Origin of the sequence: Trinickia fusca, from assembly GCF_003628145.1 — a bacterium.
GTDB lineage: Bacteria > Pseudomonadota > Gammaproteobacteria > Burkholderiales > Burkholderiaceae > Trinickia > Trinickia fusca.
Genome location: NZ_RBZV01000013.1, coordinates 61,759 through 78,890 on the forward strand (window position 1 = coordinate 61,759; position 17,132 = coordinate 78,890).

The window sequence follows — 17,132 nt, forward strand, 5'->3', positions numbered from 1 at the left end:
AAGTCAATCTTCACCAAGCAACATGGCATCGATGCCGTCGCACAGACAATGAATGGTCAGCAAGTGCACTTCATGGATACGCGCCACGCGTCCCGACGGCACACTGATATGGATGTCGGTATCGGACAGCGCGTCATTCGCGCTGCCGCCACCATTGCCCGTCAAGGCAATGACGATCATCTCGCGCTCGTGCGCTTCGAGGATCGCCGCGAGCACATTGGGCGATTCGCCCGAGGCCGTCACGGCGAACAGCACGTCACCGGCATGACCGAGCGCGCGGACCTGCTTCGCGTAGATCTCGTCGAAGCCGCCGTCTTCGCCGAACGCCGTCAGCACAGCCGCATCGGCCGACAACGCGATAGCCGGCAAGCCCGGCCTCTCGCGCTCGAACCGCGAGATCAGCTGCGCGGCGAAGCGCTGCGCGTCGGCAGCCGAAGCGCCGTTGCCGCACGCGAGGATCTTGTTGCCGTTCGCCAGCGCGCCGAACATCGTATCGACGGCCGCGGCGATCGGCATCGACAACGCATCGAGCACTTCGAGCTGAAGCGCGGCGCTATCGCGGAAATGCTGTTGAATACGTTCGACTGACATCGGGTCTCTACTGGATCGGCCTCGCAGCAAGCAAGCGAGCGAGCGCCGTTGCCGCCGTGATTGCTGCTATTACGTTTAGCGCGCAAGTTTACCGTACTCGCTTCGCGCAGCACGGCACTTTTGCTACAGGTTGTTGCTGCTGCTTCACTAAACGTAGACGTCGTCGGCGCGAAACGCGTCGCGCAGCCACACGACATGCACGCCGTCGAAGGCGATGACGTCAAAGCGGCACGGACTCGCCCCATCGCCACACCTCACGAGAAACTCGAGCGCAGCCCGCACGAGCCGCGCCTGCTTGTGTGCGCCGATGCTCGCGAGCGCTCCCCCAAAGCGACCCGCTGCGCGTGCACGCACCTCGACGAAGACGAGCGCACCGTCGCAATCGCGCATGACAAGATCGATCTCGCCGCCGCGGCACACGACGTTGCGGGCAACGAACCGCAGGCGTTGCCGCCTCAAGAAATCGAGCGCCCTCGCCTCGAAAGCGGCCCCGACGACACGCTTCGACGCAACGCGCCCCAAAAGGTTGTCCGCACCTGCCGTGCGCTTAACCGCCGCCGACAGCGCGCTACCCGGCGCATGGCACAATGGCACCCTTGCTTTCGCAGCCCGCATCTTTCGCTTCATGTCCGACCTCCTCGAACTCGCGCACAAGCAGCACTATCCGACCGGCGCGCTATACATCGTGGCGACGCCGATCGGCAACACCGCCGACATCACGCTGCGCGCGCTGCACGTGCTGGGCCTCGTCGAGCGCATCGCCGCCGAGGACACGCGCAACACCTCGCAACTGCTGAGCCGCTACGGCATTTCGAAGCCGCTCGTGGCCGTGCACGAACACAACGAACGCACGGCCGCCGCGCGCATCGTCGAGCACTTGCAAGCTGGCGAACGCATCGCTTACGTGTCGGACGCCGGCACACCCGGCATCTCCGACCCTGGCGCCAAACTCGTCGATGCCGTGCGCGACGCGGGCCTGCCGGTCATTGCACTGCCGGGTGCAAGTGCGGCCACGACGGCGCTATCGATCGCCGGTGACTGGGCGAGCACGTTCACGTTCCTCGGCTTCTTGCCGACCAAGACCAAGCAACGCGCGACCTATCTGCAGTCGCTCGCCGCCCATCCGCATGCAATGGTGTTCTACGAGGCGCCTCATCGCATCATCGAGACGGTGCAAGCACTCGCCGATGCGCTCGGCAACACACGACATCTGCTGATCGCACGCGAACTGACGAAGCTACATGAGAGCGTGCACCGCTGCACCCTGGCCGAAGGGCCAACGTGGCTCGCCGAAGACGCGAACCGTCAGCGTGGGGAGTTCGTGCTTGTCGTTGAAGGGGCAGCACCGGCTGAGGCCGGCGGAGATGCGAGCGCGCACGACGCACTGCTGTCGATGCTGCTGGAGGAGATGCCGGTCAGCGCGACGGCACGCGTGGCCGCCGCAATCACCGGCGTAGCGCGCGATGCGCTTTATGCGCGAGCGCTCACGCTAAAGAAGGACGCCTAAAAAAGCAAAAGGGCTGCTCAGTTCACACTGGCAGCCCTTCTTCATTCAGCGATACGCCTCGTCGCGGTCAACGGGTCAAGGCTGCGACGTTTTCGGCAAGTTGGCGTCAGCCACCAGTTCCGCACGCGCGGCCATCGCTTCCTGCGGTGTGAGGCCCTCGATGCGCACGCGCGCCGTGCCCACATGTTGCAGGCCGAGCTTGCGCCCCGCGGCGTAGGACAGGTCGATCACGCGCCCACGCACGTACGGCCCCCGATCGTTGACCCGCACGATCACAGACTTCTGGTTGGTCGTGTTCGTCACGCGCACGTACGACGCGAGCGGCAGCGTCTTGTGCGCGGCCGTCATCGCGTTCATGTCGAAGCGCTCGCCGTTGGCGGTGCGACGGCCGGCGAAGCGCTTGCCGTACCACGATGCCCGCCCCGTCTGCTTGAAATTCGAGACATCGGGAATCTTCGGGTCGATCGGCTCGGCGTTCGCGAGCGGCTTGTTCGCGACCTCGAAGCCCAGCGGCGCACCCGCCGCATTAGCAGGTACCGCGCTGGCGGTGTTCGTCTGCGTCGACGGCAGCGCACAACCTCCGAGCACGGCGACGGTAAAGAAAGTTCCGAGATATCGACGGAATCGTTTGTTCATATGACGTGCATGCCACAGTGTCGAGCCGCGACGTTCAAGCAACAACATGGACGTACGACTCTGGCTACCGAGCAGCGTCACGCGCTTTCGTTCGCAGCAAGCGAACGGCACGAAGCGGCACTCGGGTGCGACCACACTCGGTCGCATTCAGCCCGGTTGGTATTCACGTCTGGCGTAACTGCCCCGTCAGTTTGGCCAGACCCCACACGCCGCCATCGAACATGGCAACAAAACACGTTCTTGCGCGCCCGAAGGCACGAGGAACGGCGGCGTTGGCTCACCCAGCAGCAGCTGCCGGCGGCAGCATGACAGGCGCGCGGCGCCTGGCTGGGCAAGACGTGTGCGTCGAACGGCATCGACGCGGAAAATGACCGCCAAACAACCGGCCGTCATCAAGACAACGATCGAGCCGCAAGGACGTGAGCGGCAGGATCATCAATTGGCGGCGCGGTCTCACCGCGCACAGTGTCGCGCATTATAGCAAAGTCGCGTGGCAATCCCGCCCGCCACCTCGGATTTGCCATTGTTTCTCACTATGAACGCAACAATGCGCATTGGTTAGACGATTACATGGGCTCTTGCCTAGCCAAACGGCAGAGCGGCGCGGCTTCCAGGCCACCGGTACAATCAACGTTTTTCCAGCGCTGTACAGCGATGAAAGCATTCATCATTCCCGTTACGCCGTTCCAGCAAAACTGCTCGCTGCTCATCTGCGAAGCGACGCGCCGGGCGGCCATCACCGATCCCGGCGGCGACCTCGAGCTGATCGAGCGCGCCGTTGCAAATGAATCCGTTACCGTCGAGAAGATTTTGCTCACGCACGGTCACATCGATCACTGTGCGGGCGCCAAGACGCTCGCCGAGCGCTACGGCGTGCCGATCGAAGGCCCGCACCGCGACGAGCGCTTCTGGATCGACCAGTTGCCCACGCAAAGCACGCGCTTCGGCTTTCCGCCGGCGCAAGCATTCGAGCCCGACCGCTGGCTCGAGGACGGCGACACCGTGCAATTCGGGGAGGAGACACTCGACGTCTACCACTGCCCGGGTCATACGCCGGGCCACGTCGTGTTCGTGAGCACGCGCCATCGGCTCGCGATCGTGGGCGATGTGCTGTTCGCGGGCTCGATCGGTCGCACCGACTTCCCGCGCGGTAACCACGCCGACCTGATCCGCTCGATCCGCGAAAAGCTGTGGCCGCTCGGCGACGACATCACGTTCGTGCCGGGCCACGGCCCCACTTCGACATTCGGCGAAGAGCGGCGTACCAATCCTTATGTATCAGATGGAGTCGACGCGTGACGGCCGAAATCTATGTCAGCACCGACATCGAGGCCGATGGCCCCATCCCGGGCCCGCACTCGATGCTGAGCTTCGCGTCGGCGGCCTACACCGAGGATAAAAAGCTGATCGGCACGTTTTCGGCCAACCTCGACACGCTGCCGGGCGCGCAGGCGCATCCGGTGCAGGAAGCGTGGTGGAAAACGCAGCCCGAAGCATGGGCCGCCTGTCGCACCGATTTGCGCAAGCCCGAAGAGGCGCTCGTCGCCTACGTCGCGTGGGTCGAGGCCCTGCCCGGCAAACCTGTCTTCGTAGGCATGCCGGCCGGCTTCGATTTCACGTTCATGTTCTGGTACATGATGCGCTTCGCGGGCCGCTGTCCGTTCTCGTGGTCGGCGCTCGACATCAAGACGCTGGCGTTCGCGATGACAGGCCTGCCCTATCGCAAGTGCATCAAGCCGCGCCTGCCGAAACACTGGTTCGACGATCACCCGCATACGCACGTCGCGCTCGACGACGCGATCGAACAAGGCGCGCTCTTTTGCAACATGCTCGTAGATCTGCGCGAGCGGCAGAAGGCCTATGCCGAAACGGCAGCGACGCTCGCCAAGGCTGAAAACGCTGAGGCAGACGGCACAGGACGAAACGACGCCGAGAGCCCGCCAAATTAGGCAATCTCCCTCACGGAACGGCCGTTCGATTGCCTTTTGTTTCTTCCGCCACTAATATTGAAAAACGTTGCGGCCGAAACGGAGGCGCGGATGACACTCGACACCTTTTCTCAAAAAATCCTGCGCCTGTTGCAGCTCGACGCGCGCCGCTCGGTGCAGGAGATTTCCGATCAGGTCGGGCTGTCTAGCACGCCTTGTTGGCGTCGCATCAAGGACATGGAGCAGTCAGGGGTGATCCAGCGCTACACCGCGCTGCTCGACCGCGAAAAGCTTGGCCTGCACGTTTGCGCACTGGCGCACATCCATTTGACGCGCCACACCGAAGGCGGTGTCGAACAATTCGAACGTGAGATCGCCACGTGTCCTGAAGTGACGGAGTGCTACAGCACGACCGGCGAGGCCGATTACATCCTCAAGATCGTCGCCCCCGACATCAAGGCCTACGATGCGTTCCTGCACGAGCGCATCTTCAAGATTCCCGCCGTGGCGCAGGTCCGTACGAGCGTCGTCCTGCGCGAGATCAAGTTCGATACACAACTGCCGCTGTAATTCGTCCAGCCCAGTCAGTCTGCACGCGTCGCGTGCCCCGACACCCGAACCCCGGCCGGATCGACGAGGCGCTGCAGCGAAATCTTGCGCGCACCGAGCCGCGCTCTCAATCCATCCAGATCGATACGGCCCGCCAGATTGGCGTCATGCTCGCGGTCGGCAAGCGGATCGGCCGCCAGCGTGATGTCGACGTCGAGCCCGGTACTCAGGTAATGCACGTTCAGCGCCGCCGAGCGCAGACCGTATTTGGCGAGTTCGGCATCGACGAGCGCGATGACGGCAGAGCGCGTCGGCAAACGGGCAGGCGGATGCGCGACAGCATCGTTCTCGGGATCGACGTGAATCAGCGCATCGAGCACGCGCTTGTCGGTCAACACGCGGGCGCGTGCCGACTCGGCGATGTAGTGCCCCTCCGACACCGAGATGAGCGAATCGACGAGGATATGGGCGTCGACGAGCGCGAAGTCGCCCATCTTGCGCGTGCGCAACTCGTGCACGTCGCGCACGCCCGGCGTCGCCAGCAGCAGCGTGCGGATGTCGGCTGTGGCGGCCTCGTCGAGCGCGCGGTCGGAGAGATCCTGCAGCGCATTCCAGCCGAACACCCAGCCCATCCGCGCCACGAGAAAGCCCACGATGGCAGCGGCGATCGGGTCGAGCAGGCGCACGCCGGCCAGACTACCGATGATACCGAGCGCGACCACGAGCGAGGATGCCGCATCCGAACGCGCATGCCATGCGTTGGCAATCAACATGGCCGAGCGAACGCGTTGCGCCTCGCGCAGCATATAGCGGAACAGCGCCTCCTTGGACACGAGCACGAGCACGGCAACCACGAGCGCGCTCGTGTGCACGGCAGGAATTCCGCCCAGGTCAGCCAGACGCATGCCGGCGCGCCAAAGCATGCCGACGCCGACGAGGACGAGCAACGCACCGAGAAATAGCGAAGCGACCGTTTCGTAGCGGTGATGGCCGTAATTGTGATCGGCGTCGGGTTTCTCGGCGCTCGCGCGATTCGCAACGAGCACGATGAAATCCGACACGAGGTCGGCAAGTGAATGCACGCCATCGGCCACGAGGGCTTGCGAATTCGCGAATAGACCGATGGCGATTTGCAGCGTCATCAGCAGCAGGTTCAGCACGACGCTGGCAAATGTGGTTTTGCGCGCGACGGCCTGTTTTTCGGCCGATTCGGCGTTCAGTGAGGATTGCATCGGGAAGCGCTTCGAGTGGAAATTCGGATGCTTCGATTCTACCAAGCCGGTCGCAACCGCGCTGCGGAATCAGACAATTTTCTCTTTGAAATCAGTGCGTTATGAGAACGCAAACTATTCGCGTTTCACTTACCTGGCGGCGCTGCACCCCACTGGCCGAGCACTAAGCGCAGCACATCGACCCGCGCATCGCATTATTACGAGCCGATCAAATCAGCATATTCATTAGACAAATAAAAACCGCGCCTCCTTTCGGGTGCGCGGCTTTTGTCGGCATGGGCTACGGCAACCCGCTCGGTGGCGGGCTGCTATGCACGCTATTGCCGTTACTTCTGAATCAGGAATTGATCGCGGTTCTGACCGGCAATCCACTTCGGCGGCTTGCCGCGGCCCGACCAGGTATTACCGCTCGCGGGATCGCGATATTTCGGCGCCACGCCAGCGCGCGGACGACCTACCTTGCCATGCTTGCCACGGCCGCCGCCGAGCTCGGCCAGCGTAATGCCGTAGTCGGCCATTTTTTGTTTGATCTCGTTCAGCACTTCGGCGTATTCGCGCGCCTTCGCCTCTTCGATCTGCTTCTCCAGCTTTTCTCGTTGCGCGAGAAGTTCCTTGTAAGAAGACATACGTTCCCTTGTGGTTTCGATAAATGGCACTGGTCTGATGCCGGTTTGCCATTTGAATGCGTGGTGCCTCGGATATTTCGAAGCGAGGTTAGCACAAAAGCCAAGAGAACGAAAAGCCCGATAACAAATTTTTAAACCCGGCGCCTTTGATATTCTTTGTTCATTCAGTGTGACCGATGCCCCAGGGCAATTTACCCAATCTACGTGGCCGCCCCTATTTGGACATAGACCACTCGGCATAGCCGCACCGCAACTGCCAAACGATGAAACCCAAAAGTCCGCACGCGATTGAAGTTTTCATTCGGTGACAAGTTTGTGCGCCGGGTACGACAATTGGCCCCCTCCGGGTTGATGCAAGTAGATACTGAATCAGTATTTTCCCACCCCGGTTAGCCGAAATGCCAATCGGCATGTCGGACAATGCAATCGCCGAGCGAGTGTAGCAATTCGGTCACATCGGCTTGGGGTGCCTCAAACATGCAACGAAAACGTGCCATGCCCCGTCTCAAATCGGCGCCGAAGCGATCGACGCCAACCAACTCGACGTCGGCCGGGCGATCGGGATGCCGCGCGAAGTAATCGAGCGCGGCCAGTTCGTCCTGTTCCGCAAGCGGTTCGAGCATATCGAGCTCGCTGCCCTCGATCCAGCCCATTGCGCCGAAGCCGCCGATATAACGCAGCCGCTCTAATTGCATGACGCGAAACGAGAAATCGCCGAGCGCCAGATAACGTTCAGCTTCCGGGTGATACCGCAAATAGCGCCGTACAAGCGCCGGTTCGGGTTCGATGGACGTAAAGCGTCCGATTATCGTGACACGTTCACCACTTAACACGTCTTCGTCGCCTTGCGTGTGCCCAACGAGAAATCCCGCACGCGAGTCGGCTTCGAGGTTGCGCGTATGTTCGGCCAGCCGGCTCACGAGAATGACCGGTCGATGCCGCTCGTCGGGCGCGAACGGCAATAGGGTTGGGTAAGGAAACCCTTGCGGCTCGCGCGAATGGGTGGCCAGCGTACCGACCGGGCTGCGGTGCAACAGATGAAGCGGCGCTTGCGCGGAAATATTCATGAGCTTCGTATCCTCCGATTTAAGCGCTCGGCAAGCTCGTGAGCAACGCTCCAGCGGCTCCGCTAAAATCGGCGCTTTGGCTCAATCGTAACGGTTCGCCGTTCGTCGCAGCGCCTTCCGCCCCCTCTTTTCGCTTCGCCTCCGTGTCAGATACCTCGTCCTCCGAGCCCTCGCTCGTGCCCCCTGCCCATCGCGATTTGCCCGCTTACGCGCGCCAACGTGCGCGCTACGCCACGATGGCGCTGTTTTTCGTGGCCGGGATGGCCTACGCCACATGGGGCGTTCACGTACCCACGGTGCGCGACAAGTTTCATCTCGATTCGGCCTGGCTGTCGGTCGCGCTGTTCGCCATGACGGTCGGCTCGATCACCGCGATGACGACCAACGCGAAATGGATCGCGCGCGTCGGCACGCGGCGCGCCTGTCTCGTCGGCGGACTCGTCATGTCGGTCTGTACGACGCTGATCCTCGTCGTGCCGACCTATTGGCTGTTGCTGCTCGTGCTCGCGACGTTCGGCGTCGGGATGGCCACGCTCGATGTCGCGATGAACGCTGAGGCGAGCGCCGTCGAGGAAGCGATGGGACGCCCCATCATGTCGTCGCTGCACGGCATGTTCAGCCTCGGCGGCATGGCCGGTGCGGCGGCTGGCGGCCTGCTGTTGTCGCACGGCATGGCGCCGGCGCTGCACCTCGCGCTCGTGGCCGTCGTCAGTGCGCTCGTGCTGGCCTTCGCCTGTCCTGCCGTGCTGCCGCACGTTGCCCACCACGAACATCCGCAGACGCAGCATGCCAACACGAGCCGCTGGCGCTCGCCGGTGCTGTGGGCGCTCGGTGCGGTGGCGCTGATCGCGCTCATCGCGGAAGGCGCCATGTACGACTGGGCAACCGTCTATATGCGCGACGTCGTCCGGGCAACGCCGGCATTCGCCAGCGCCGGCTATGCGGCGTTCTCGGGCGCAATGGCGGCCGGCCGTTTTGGCGGCGACGCCGTGCGGGCCCGCTTCGGCGCCGCGCAGCTCGTGTTCGTCAGTGCGTCGATCGCGTGTGCCGGCATGATCGGCGCGCTCGCGCTGCCGTTTTCGCTCACCGCATTGGCCGGCTTCGCGCTGATGGGCCTCGGTCTCGCGAACATGATGCCGGTGCTGTTCGCGGCCGCCATGCGCGTCAAGGGCATCCATGCGGCCGAGGGGCTCGCCCACGTGGCCGGCGTCGCTTATGTCGGTCTGCTATTCGGGCCCGTCATGATCGGCGGTGTCGCCCAAGCCACGAATCTGCCGATCGGATTGTCGGTCGTAGCCGTTTGCGCCGCGCTCGTGGCCATCATCGGGCCGAAGGTATTGAAGCGGCTGGGGATTTGATAGGGACACACGGCGCCCCAAATGACAAAGGCGCGCACGCCTTGTACAAACAAGCGTACGCGCCTTCACTGCCACGCGGCTGCCGGAGCGGCCGCGTGGTCTCTACCTGCCTGAGGCGGCAGGCAATCCTGCTTCTTACATGCTGACTTCGTTGAGGAGCGATTTCTTGCCGGCCTTGTAGTTATACAGCGAGATGACGCCGTGCTTCAGGTCGCCATGTTCGTCGAACGTCGTCTCGCCGATCACGCCCTTGTAGTCCGTGCTCGGCATCGTAGCCACGATCTTCGCCGGATCGGTCGAGTTCGCACGCTTCATCGCGTCGACGATGATGTACACGGCATCGTACGTGAACGGCGCGTAGATCTGGATCGGCACACCGAAGCGCGTCTTGTACTTCGTCTGGAACTCTTCACCCGCCTTGCCCATCTTCTCGAGCGAGCGGCCCGCTTCCGAGCAGACGACATTGTCGGTAGCGTCGCCAGCCAGCGTGGCAAGCTGATCGGTACAAACACCATCACCCGCGAGAATCTTCGCACGCACACCCAGCTGCTTCGCCTGCTTGGCGAACGGGCCGCCCGTGGCGTCCATGCCGCCGTACATGATCGCGTCGGGATTCTCACCCTTGATCTTCGTCAGAATGGCGCGGAAGTCCACGGCCTTGTCATTCGTTGCGTCGTGCGAGAGGACGTTCACGCCCAGCGACTTGGCCGTCTTTTCGAATTCGTTCGCCAGACCCTGACCATAAGCGGTCGCGTCATCGACGACAGCCACGCTCTTGATCTTCATGGTCTTCACAGCGTAGTTCGCCAGCGCCGGGCCTTGCTGCGCATCGGTCGCCACGACGCGGAACGTCGTCTTGAAGCCTTGCAGCGTATAGGCCGGGTTCGTGGCCGACGGCGAGATCTGCACGATGCCCGCGTCGCTATAAATCTTCGATGCCGGGATCGACGTACCCGAATTCAAGTGGCCCACGACCGCAACGACCTTGTCGTCGACGAGCTTCTGCGCCACTTGCGTCGCTTGGCGCGGGTCGGCCGCGTCGTCTTGTGCGTCGAGCTCCAGCGTAATCTTCTGACCGCCGATCGTGAGACCCTTCTTGTTGATCTCTTCGACGGCAAGGCGCGCGCCGTTTTCGTTGTCCTTACCGAGGTGAGCGATGGCCCCCGTCAACGGTGCGACATGACCGATCTTGACGACTTGGTCGGCCAAGGCGCCCGTTGCCATCGTGGCGAACAACATTGCAGCCGCGCTGATCGGCAACAGCTTTTGCATCTTGATATTCATATAAGTCTCCAGTTTCGGTCCCAAAAACGACGTCATCGCCATTTACCCCGCTTTCGTCTTGTAGTGTCGATCCGGGGGACGACTACGCCGGATGCATCGTTGTGCACTTGGTATCGCACGCGAAACGGCAAGGTTGTATCAAACCGCGCCCCGTGCTGCGCCCAAGTGTAGGTCAACAAATTAAAGTTAGGTTTTTTTTCGGGATAGTGGGATGACTACTAATAGTCGGATGCTCGGCAATACCGGCAGAGAGGCATCCCGTTTCCCGGAAACGCCCGTCTGGCGGGCCTTTCCGGGAAATGAACTAATTTGATGGGGCGTCGTTTTCTTGTCACGCCGATGGCCGCTACCCGATAGATCGAATAGCCGACATTGCCATGGCGGCCATTTATTTGACCAGGGTAGGCTGTCTTGATGCCCGTGCGTGGCACGCGCGCGGCGTGTCGGCTGTCACGTTCGGGTGTGTCATGCGAGGGGGGCGAAACGTGCAGTGGCGGCCCGCCATTCGCGATCGAGCGCGTCGATGAGCTCGGCCGTCGTGGTCGGGTTTGCGCGCTTGCGAGTAATCGGCGCGGCCTGCCCGGACCACAGCGACAGGCAATCGCCACGGCCAGCCCGCCCTGCCGCCTGCCGCAGCTCCTGCGTGAGCGCGTTCTGCACCGGGTACGGGGCGATACGCTCGGGCTGCGCGGCAAGCCGATCCATCAGCGCGTTGCGGATGCCGCGCGCATAGCGGCCCGTGATCGCTCGCGTGACGACCGTGGCGTTATCGGCGCTCGCCAGCAATTGCGCCTTCCAGGCCTCGGGGATCGGGCTCTCGGCGCAAGTGAGGAACGCGGTGCCCAGTTGCGCGGCTTGCGCACCGAGCGCAAGCGCTGCGGCAATGCCGCGTCCGTCCATGATCCCGCCCGCCGCGAGCACCGGGATATCGACCGCATCGACGATCTGCGGCACGAGCGCCATCGTGCCGACGAGCGCATGCTCGAACTCGCCGATGAACGTGCCGCGGTGCCCACCCGCCTCGGCGCCTTGCGCCGATATGGCATCGGCCCCCGCAGCGCGCCACGCAATCGCTTCCGCGACGTGGGTGGCCGTGCCGATCACGTAGCACCCGGCTGCCTTCAGACGCGCCACGTCCTCCTTGGACAGCACGTCGAACGTGAAGCTCGCGACGGGCACGCGCAATTCGATCAGCGCGTCGAGCTGTTGCCGAAAATCCGGGGCGTAGCGCTCGAGCGGCTGGCCGGCCGGCAGGCCGAGCTCGGCGCGTATCGGATCGATCGCTTCGAGCGCGCGGCGTACGGTCGTTTCGTCGGGCGCCGCGGGCGGCAGTACGAACAGATTCACGGCGAACGGCCGCGAAGTGGCCGAGCGGATCGCCGCGACGTCGGCCACCAGCTTCTCGGGCGTGAGGCTGGCCGCACCCAGGCTGCCCAGCACACCGGCATTGCTGGCGGCGGCTACCAGCGCAGGCGGCGTCGCGCCGGCCATCGGCGCCTGTACGACGGGCAAGCGCAGGTCGAAACGTTCGGCAAACGGTGAGGCATGGCGGTTCATCGGCATCGGAATCCCTCTCGCGGCAGATTGCGTGGCACCGGCATGGGCGCCGGCTCATGCGGCCACTCTACGCGTGCGCGCCGTCTACGAAAAATGAATAATCGAGATCGATTCGATCCGTCTTGGAGAACGGATGGGCCAGGCGAACGGTTCGGCGCAAGTGCCGAGGCACGCCTGCTGCGCGGCGCGGCGCACTTACGCCGCCTATGCGAAATCTATGAGCGGGAAAAGCAGCGGGCGACGCCCAGCGCCCAAAAGCAGCGGGCGCCCACCAGGCGCCCGCCAATCGAAGCATGCGTGCCGCGGCCAAATGCCGCGCGGCACGCCCGCGTCTTCAAGCCTTCTTGTTGTAGGCGCTGCACCAGCCGTGGCCATCGACCTGCTTGCCGCCGAACATCGGGCACGGCGCAAAGGCGTCGGTGGGCTTGCCTTGGTAGAACTGGCAGTTGCTGCACGTCTGACCTGCCGCGTACTTCGCGTACTTGGTCTTGTCGACCTTGGTCGCGTCCATCTTGTAGCCCAGCGCGACGGCAGTGGGATCGCTTTCGGAAAGCTTGGGCGCCTCGGCGAACCCTTGGCGCGACAGGGCGAACGTCGAAGCAACGCCGAGGCTCGTAATCAGAAACGTGCGACGGGACGATTTCATAGGGGACTCTCCAGGTGTTGTATGCGCTGCTCTTCCGACAGCAGGGACAGAGCATAGCAACGAAGCCGGCGCGACGCAGCACCGTCCTCAAATGACGGAGATAAGCGCGCCGTCGCCGCGCCCGGTCAGCGGCCGGTGCTCAAGCAGCGTGGCCGACGAGCTCGCACACGCGCTGCGCAATCGCAAGCGATGCCGTGAGGCCCGGCGACTCGATGCCGAACAGGTTCACGAGCCCGCGCACGCCATGTGCCGCGGGGCCTTGAATGACGAAATCGGCCGCCGGCTCGCCGGGCCCCGACAATTTCGGCCGAATGCCCGCATAGGCTGGCTGTAGCGCACCGTCGGGCAGCGCCGGCCAATACTCGCGAATGGCCGCATAGAAGGAGTCGGCACGGCGCGGATCGACGTCGTAGTTGATCGTATCGATCCATTCGACGTCGGGTCCGAAGCGCGCTTGGCCGCCCAGATCGATCGTCAGATGCACACCGAGCCCGGCCTCGTTCGGCATCGGGTAAATGAGACGCGCAAACGGCGCACGCCCCGAAGTGCCGAAGTAGTTGCCGCGCGCAAAGTAGAGCGGCGGCACGTGACGCGCATCGAGGCCGCGAATCTTGCGCGCGAGCGCGTTCGCGTGCAGCCCCGCGCTGTTGATCACGCAAGCAGCGCTCAGCGCCATCGGCGCCGCCCCGCCCACGTTGACGGTGAAGCGCCCGTTGCGCGACTCGATCGATTCGACGGGCGAATGGAATGCGCACACGGCGCCCGCGCGCTCCGCATCGCCTTGCAGCGCCAGCAGCAGCTGATGGCTGTCGACGATGCCCGTTTGCGGCGAGAACACCGCGGACACGCACTGAAGCGCAGGCTCGAGTTCCTGAGCCTCGGCACCGGTCATGCGGATCAGATCGAGCACGCCGTTTTCCTTGCCGCGCGCCTCGATCGCCTGAAGCTGGGGCAGCTGGTTACGTGCCGTTGCGACCAGCAGCTTGCCACAGCGCTGATGCGGCACACCGCGTGCCGCACAGTATTCGTAGAGCATCTCGCGGCCACGCACGCAGAGCGTCGCCTTGAGCGAGCCGCGCGGATAGTACAGACCCGCGTGAATGACCTCGCTGTTACGCGAGCTCGTGCCCGTGCCGATCGCCTCGGTCGCCTCGAGCACGATCACTTCGCGCCCGCGCTCGGCCAGTTCCCGCGCCACCGCCAGACCGACAACGCCAGCGCCGATCACAACGCATTCGATTTGATCCATGTTTGTCGTCGCAGCTTCCCTTCGCCGCGCTTCTCCGCTCACGTGGGAGTTCGATGGAATAAGCGCCCGAGAGCGCCCAGAACGCCCTGTCTCGCATCGAGCGGCAAAGCCGCGGGTGCCTACCGGCAATTGTACGACGCACGCGCACACGTCGCCGGCACGTCCCAGCCTGACAAGTGCCAAGCGTCAGTCAGGCAGCAGACGGCGGGCGCGGCGGATGCGGATCAGAACCCGATGGGCCGGCGCCGCGAACCGCGTTCGAGGCAGATGTCCTCCGCGCGCACCTCGTCGCGCCCCGCGAGACGCGCGGCACCGAAAGCGTGCAGGATCGCACGGCGCATGTCGCGTGGCGACGCTTCGGCCAGCGCATCGAGTGCATCGCCACCGAGCTCGGCGGGAAAGCGCTGGCCCCAGATATGCGCCAAGCGGATCTCGTCGTAGATCGCTTGCGCGATACGCCGCGCGCCTTCACGATCGGGCGCCACGATCTCATAGACGCTCATGCGGCTCAGGATCGGCTCGGGAATCGCGCGCTCGTCGTTGGCCGTGGCGACCCAGATCACCTGGCCGGCGTTGATCGGCACTTCGGCGAATTCGTCGATGAAGGCCTGTGCCGTTTCATGCTCGAGCAGGGCATAGAGCGCGCCGAGCGGATCGTATTGCGAATCGCCGCTCGCCTTGTCGATCTCGTCGACGACGATCACGGGGTTCGCATAGCTGCCGTTCACGAGCGTGTCGAAGACCTTGCCCGGCTTCGAGTTCTTCCATTGCGACGATGCGCCCGAGAGGATCCAGCCGGCCGTCAGCGAGCTCATGGCGATGTATTGATAAGACGTGCCAAGCAATCGCGCGACGGCCTTGGCGAAATGCGTCTTGCCGATGCCGGGCGCACCGAGCAGCAGCATCGGCATGAGTTCGAGACGATCCTCCGTCCCGACGCACAGTGCAACCTGACGCCGCACATCCTCGAGCGGCTCGCCGAAGTTGGGGAGCGCATCGAGCAGCGCGTCGATCGAGGGCATCCGGTTCGGCTTCACGCAAAAGCGCAGGTTGCCGACTTTCAGCATTTTTTCGTAGGTGCTGCGCAGCGCTTCGTTGGCGCCCTCCCCGAGTTCGCTCAGCGCGGCCCCGACCTGATCGAGATCGTAGAGCTTGCTGAACGACGCAACCGCGATTTCCTGTTTGACCATGGCTGTCGTCATCGCACACCTCACGTTGCGAATTACAGCGCACCACCGTCGGTCGAGGGCTCATCCCCATGCGTTGCGCCCGGGACGGCACGCGCTTCGCTTCAGTTCGATTTCAGTTTAGTCACGCAATTTCCATGCGAGAAACGAGCAGCGCCGCGCTTGTGCTGCTAACAGGCAGGCCTCGGCCAGGCCGCGTCGATAGGCGTAAGATGGGCGCTTGCGTCACGGTGATACGGCGCGGAGGAGATATTTCGGATGACGTGCCAAGCCGGCCTCGCAGCCGTCCTGATGTGTGCGGCGTTCGTGGCGCAGGCGCAGGCTCAGGCACCCGCCGCACAGAACGTCCAATGGCAGCTGCAAGTCGTGCGCGACGGGCGCACGATCGACACGTTCGACGGCAGCACGGCGATCGGTCAGGCCGTGACCGCAACGCACCACCACGAAACCGTGCACGATGTAGGCTGCAAGAACACGCCCGCCGCGCAGATCGATCTGGCCCGCACGCTGACGATCTCACCCATGTATGCCGACGCGAGCAGCGTCACGCTCGCGATCGACGCGCAAGAAACCATCGAAGACGATGTCAGCCAGCGCACGATCGAGGGCTGCGCGCTGCCGCCGCAGCCGCGCCACGTGACGGCCACGCACCCGGGCCTCGAGGTGCCTGCCGGCCAGTGGGCAAGCTGGACCATCGTCGACGCTCGCCCGACGCTGATCTATCGCGTCCGCGCCGGTGTCGCCCCTCATTAACAACAGTCGAACACGCGGGAACGGCGCGGCATGCGAAACCCCGAAGAGCGCTTGCACGAAAGCGTAGTCAGTCCGCACAAGAAGGACTTCGTCGCGGTCAGTTGGAACCTGCACAAGGGCCGCTCGCCGCTGGGCTTCACGGCCTGGAAGGCCATGCAGCGCTGGGTCGAATCGACGCATGCCGACGCCTATTTCCTACAGGAAGCCATGGCACGACGCATGCCGGGCCCCATGCTCGCGACGAGCTTCGGCACGCCGGTGCACGAGCCGCTTGCCGACGTCTGGCAGTGTCAAGCGACCGAGATCGCGCATTCGCTCGAACTCGACATCGCGCTCGGGCCCAACGTGTTCAAGCCGTCGTGGCGTCACGGCAACGCGATCCTCTCGCCGCACCCGCTCGACCTCGGCGGACGCTGGGACATCTCGGCACACCGCTTCGAACGTCGTGGGCTGCTCGTCGCGCGCGCCGCGTTCGGGGGCCGGTCCGTCACGCTGCTGTGCGCCCATCTTGCACTGACGCGTGCAGCGCGGCTGCGGCAAATGAACTGGATCGCGCACTGGATCGCGCGCGAGGCGCCAATGGGCCCGCTCGTACTCGCCGGCGACTTCAACGACTGGCGCAATGATTCGATCCCGCTGTTCGGCGACATTGGCCTGAACGAAGTGGCGACCATGCTGGGCGAGCCTGCACGCACGTTCCCGGCGTTCTCGCCAGCGCTTGCGCTCGACAAGATGTTCGTGCGCGGCCTGCGCCCCGTCGAATGGATGCCCCCGACCCAGGAGACCGCCTGGCTGTCCGATCACCTGCCGTACATGGCGCGGCTCGAACTCGAGTGAGCGAACGCCGCGCACAACTGCACGTGATGGGCGACAGGCGGATACAGTAACGATCTCGTGCCCGGCCTGCTCTCCCGTGTCGTCGCCGCTCGTCATCGCTTCGTCATCATTGAGCAGCCGGATTT

At 63.9% G+C, this 17,132-nt stretch carries 18 protein-coding genes; 7 read left to right on the forward strand and 11 right to left on the reverse strand.

What is annotated here, in order from left to right; genetic code table 11:
• Positions 1-3: 3 nt before the first annotated feature.
• Both D7S89_RS22715 and D7S89_RS22720 read right to left on the reverse strand, forming a co-directional pair.
• The gene (locus tag D7S89_RS22715; protein WP_121281130.1) at positions 4-591 is read right to left on the reverse strand and encodes an SIS domain-containing protein; all 588 of its coding nucleotides are present in this window, start codon (positions 589-591) and stop codon (positions 4-6) included.
• Positions 592-738: 147 nt separating this feature from the next.
• Positions 739-1,179 carry a YraN family protein gene (locus D7S89_RS22720; protein ID WP_425470886.1) on the reverse strand — a complete coding sequence of 147 codons (441 nt, stop codon included), beginning with the start codon at positions 1,177-1,179 and terminating at the stop codon, positions 739-741.
• 37 nt (positions 1,180-1,216) lie between these two features.
• Between D7S89_RS22720 and rsmI the strand changes: the two genes are divergently transcribed.
• Complete coding sequence (gene rsmI, locus D7S89_RS22725) at positions 1,217-2,098, forward strand: 16S rRNA (cytidine(1402)-2'-O)-methyltransferase (protein ID WP_121281132.1); 882 nt, start codon at positions 1,217-1,219, stop codon at positions 2,096-2,098.
• Positions 2,099-2,173: 75 nt separating this feature from the next.
• On the opposite strand, the gene D7S89_RS22730 is transcribed toward rsmI, so the two are convergent.
• Positions 2,174-2,734: a septal ring lytic transglycosylase RlpA family protein gene (locus D7S89_RS22730; protein ID WP_121281194.1), complete on the reverse strand. Its 561-nt coding sequence runs from the start codon at positions 2,732-2,734 to the stop codon at positions 2,174-2,176.
• Between the two features lie 654 nt (positions 2,735-3,388).
• Here D7S89_RS22730 and D7S89_RS22735 point away from each other — a divergent pair.
• The 3 genes from D7S89_RS22735 (at position 3,389) to D7S89_RS22745 (ending at position 5,232) form a co-directional block, all read left to right on the forward strand.
• Positions 3,389-4,033, forward strand: a complete 645-nt coding sequence (locus D7S89_RS22735) for an MBL fold metallo-hydrolase (RefSeq protein WP_121281133.1) — start codon at positions 3,389-3,391, stop codon at positions 4,031-4,033.
• Positions 4,030-4,683, forward strand: a complete 654-nt coding sequence (locus tag D7S89_RS22740; protein ID WP_121281134.1) for a 3'-5' exonuclease family protein — start codon at positions 4,030-4,032, stop codon at positions 4,681-4,683. Before D7S89_RS22735 ends, D7S89_RS22740 begins: the two co-directional genes overlap by 4 nt.
• A 90-nt stretch (positions 4,684-4,773) precedes the next feature.
• On the forward strand, positions 4,774-5,232 hold the full coding sequence (locus D7S89_RS22745) for an Lrp/AsnC family transcriptional regulator (RefSeq protein WP_121281195.1): 459 nt from the start codon (positions 4,774-4,776) through the stop codon (positions 5,230-5,232).
• A gap of 14 nt (positions 5,233-5,246) precedes the next feature.
• Here D7S89_RS22745 and D7S89_RS22750 read toward each other — a convergent pair whose 3' ends face one another.
• The 3 genes from D7S89_RS22750 to D7S89_RS22760 all read right to left on the reverse strand — a co-directional run bounded on the left by D7S89_RS22750 (position 5,247) and on the right by D7S89_RS22760 (position 8,136).
• Positions 5,247-6,443, reverse strand: coding sequence for a cation diffusion facilitator family transporter (locus tag D7S89_RS22750; RefSeq protein ID WP_121281135.1), 1,197 nt, complete (start codon positions 6,441-6,443; stop codon positions 5,247-5,249).
• A gap of 326 nt (positions 6,444-6,769) precedes the next feature.
• A complete protein-coding gene (locus tag D7S89_RS22755) occupies positions 6,770-7,069 on the reverse strand; it encodes an H-NS histone family protein (protein WP_121281136.1) in 300 nt (99 codons plus the stop codon).
• A gap of 389 nt (positions 7,070-7,458) precedes the next feature.
• Positions 7,459-8,136, reverse strand: coding sequence for a HugZ family pyridoxamine 5'-phosphate oxidase (locus D7S89_RS22760; RefSeq protein ID WP_121281137.1), 678 nt, complete (start codon positions 8,134-8,136; stop codon positions 7,459-7,461).
• A gap of 143 nt (positions 8,137-8,279) precedes the next feature.
• Here D7S89_RS22760 and D7S89_RS22765 point away from each other — a divergent pair, with 143 nt between their 5' ends.
• Positions 8,280-9,494 carry an MFS transporter gene (locus D7S89_RS22765; RefSeq protein ID WP_121281138.1) on the forward strand — a complete coding sequence of 405 codons (1,215 nt, stop codon included), beginning with the start codon at positions 8,280-8,282 and terminating at the stop codon, positions 9,492-9,494.
• Between the two features lie 135 nt (positions 9,495-9,629).
• Here the strand turns inward: D7S89_RS22765 and D7S89_RS22770 are convergent, their stop codons facing one another.
• The 5 genes from D7S89_RS22770 to D7S89_RS22790 form a co-directional block, all read right to left on the reverse strand.
• A complete protein-coding gene (locus tag D7S89_RS22770; protein WP_121281196.1) occupies positions 9,630-10,778 on the reverse strand; it encodes a branched-chain amino acid ABC transporter substrate-binding protein in 1,149 nt (382 codons plus the stop codon).
• A 465-nt stretch (positions 10,779-11,243) separates the two neighbouring features.
• A complete protein-coding gene (locus D7S89_RS22775) occupies positions 11,244-12,341 on the reverse strand; it encodes an NAD(P)H-dependent flavin oxidoreductase (protein WP_121281139.1) in 1,098 nt (365 codons plus the stop codon).
• 328 nt (positions 12,342-12,669) lie between these two features.
• On the reverse strand, positions 12,670-12,981 hold the full coding sequence (locus D7S89_RS22780; protein WP_121281140.1) for a high-potential iron-sulfur protein: 312 nt from the start codon (positions 12,979-12,981) through the stop codon (positions 12,670-12,672).
• Positions 12,982-13,120: 139 nt separating this feature from the next.
• Positions 13,121-14,230 carry an NAD(P)/FAD-dependent oxidoreductase gene (locus D7S89_RS22785; protein WP_121281141.1) on the reverse strand — a complete coding sequence of 370 codons (1,110 nt, stop codon included), beginning with the start codon at positions 14,228-14,230 and terminating at the stop codon, positions 13,121-13,123.
• A gap of 224 nt (positions 14,231-14,454) precedes the next feature.
• A complete protein-coding gene (locus D7S89_RS22790) occupies positions 14,455-15,432 on the reverse strand; it encodes an AAA family ATPase (protein ID WP_121281142.1) in 978 nt (325 codons plus the stop codon).
• A 243-nt stretch (positions 15,433-15,675) separates the two neighbouring features.
• Between D7S89_RS22790 and D7S89_RS22795 the strand changes: the two genes are divergently transcribed.
• Together D7S89_RS22795 and D7S89_RS22800 are read left to right on the forward strand one after the other, a co-directional pair.
• Complete coding sequence (locus D7S89_RS22795) at positions 15,676-16,170, forward strand: hypothetical protein (protein WP_121281143.1); 495 nt, start codon at positions 15,676-15,678, stop codon at positions 16,168-16,170.
• A gap of 30 nt (positions 16,171-16,200) precedes the next feature.
• Positions 16,201-17,007, forward strand: a complete 807-nt coding sequence (locus tag D7S89_RS22800; RefSeq protein WP_121281144.1) for an endonuclease/exonuclease/phosphatase family protein — start codon at positions 16,201-16,203, stop codon at positions 17,005-17,007.
• The last annotated feature ends 125 nt before the right edge of the window (positions 17,008-17,132 follow it).

Excerpts from the sequence above, each read along its gene's own strand:
- D7S89_RS22735 (WP_121281133.1), top strand. The coding sequence starts at position 3,389 with ATGAAAGCATTCATCATTCCCGTTACGCCGTTCCAGCAAAACTGCTCG.
- D7S89_RS22785 (WP_121281141.1), bottom strand. The coding sequence starts at position 14,230 with ATGGATCAAATCGAATGCGTTGTGATCGGCGCTGGCGTTGTCGGTCTG.
- D7S89_RS22730 (WP_121281194.1), bottom strand. The coding sequence starts at position 2,734 with ATGAACAAACGATTCCGTCGATATCTCGGAACTTTCTTTACCGTCGCC.
- D7S89_RS22760 (WP_121281137.1), bottom strand. The coding sequence starts at position 8,136 with ATGAATATTTCCGCGCAAGCGCCGCTTCATCTGTTGCACCGCAGCCCG.
- D7S89_RS22745 (WP_121281195.1), top strand. The coding sequence starts at position 4,774 with ATGACACTCGACACCTTTTCTCAAAAAATCCTGCGCCTGTTGCAGCTC.
- D7S89_RS22790 (WP_121281142.1), bottom strand. The coding sequence starts at position 15,432 with ATGACGACAGCCATGGTCAAACAGGAAATCGCGGTTGCGTCGTTCAGC.
- D7S89_RS22780 (WP_121281140.1), bottom strand. The coding sequence starts at position 12,981 with ATGAAATCGTCCCGTCGCACGTTTCTGATTACGAGCCTCGGCGTTGCT.
- D7S89_RS22755 (WP_121281136.1), bottom strand. The coding sequence starts at position 7,069 with ATGTCTTCTTACAAGGAACTTCTCGCGCAACGAGAAAAGCTGGAGAAG.
- D7S89_RS22770 (WP_121281196.1), bottom strand. The coding sequence starts at position 10,778 with ATGAATATCAAGATGCAAAAGCTGTTGCCGATCAGCGCGGCTGCAATG.
- D7S89_RS22795 (WP_121281143.1), top strand. The coding sequence starts at position 15,676 with ATGACGTGCCAAGCCGGCCTCGCAGCCGTCCTGATGTGTGCGGCGTTC.
- rsmI (WP_121281132.1), top strand. The coding sequence starts at position 1,217 with ATGTCCGACCTCCTCGAACTCGCGCACAAGCAGCACTATCCGACCGGC.
- D7S89_RS22775 (WP_121281139.1), bottom strand. The coding sequence starts at position 12,341 with ATGCCGATGAACCGCCATGCCTCACCGTTTGCCGAACGTTTCGACCTG.
- D7S89_RS22800 (WP_121281144.1), top strand. The coding sequence starts at position 16,201 with ATGCGAAACCCCGAAGAGCGCTTGCACGAAAGCGTAGTCAGTCCGCAC.
- D7S89_RS22750 (WP_121281135.1), bottom strand. The coding sequence starts at position 6,443 with ATGCAATCCTCACTGAACGCCGAATCGGCCGAAAAACAGGCCGTCGCG.
- D7S89_RS22715 (WP_121281130.1), bottom strand. The coding sequence starts at position 591 with ATGTCAGTCGAACGTATTCAACAGCATTTCCGCGATAGCGCCGCGCTT.